The sequence below is a fragment of the Mycobacterium sp. IDUB_19 genome, from assembly GCF_055419445.1.
The window spans coordinates 1-356 of the sequence record NZ_JBVAXR010000204.1 but is presented as its reverse complement, the minus strand read 5'-3'; the positions used below and the strand labels follow the sequence as shown (position 1 = coordinate 356).

The following is a 356-nucleotide window of genomic DNA, read 5'->3' as shown; positions in this document are numbered from 1 at the left end:
GCCGCGCCGCAACCAGGAGCGGGCGGTGCGGGACCGGCGGGTGTTCGCCCGTATGTCACCTGAGCACAAGGTGCAGGTGGTGCAGACGCTCGAACGCAGCGGTCTGGTGTGTGCGATGGTCGGCGACGGCGCCAACGATGCCGCGGCGATCCGCGCGGCCACGGTCGGCATCGGCGTGGCCGCCCGCGGCAGCGATCCGGCGCGAAGCTCGGCCGACGTGCTGCTCCTCGACGGACAGATCGGTTCGCTGACCGACGCGCTGGACGAAGGTCGTCAACTGTGGCGCCGGGTGCAGGCCGCGGTCGCGGTGCTGCTGGGCGGAAACGCCGGTGAGGTGGTGTTCTCCATCGTGGGCA

General features: G+C 71.9%; 1 protein-coding gene. It reads left to right on the top strand.

All coding sequences use genetic code 11. The annotated features are described in order from the left end of the window. Positions 1-356: HAD-IC family P-type ATPase (locus tag ACZY0B_RS27945; protein WP_463767452.1), on the top strand; the 356-nt coding region annotated here is incomplete at both ends.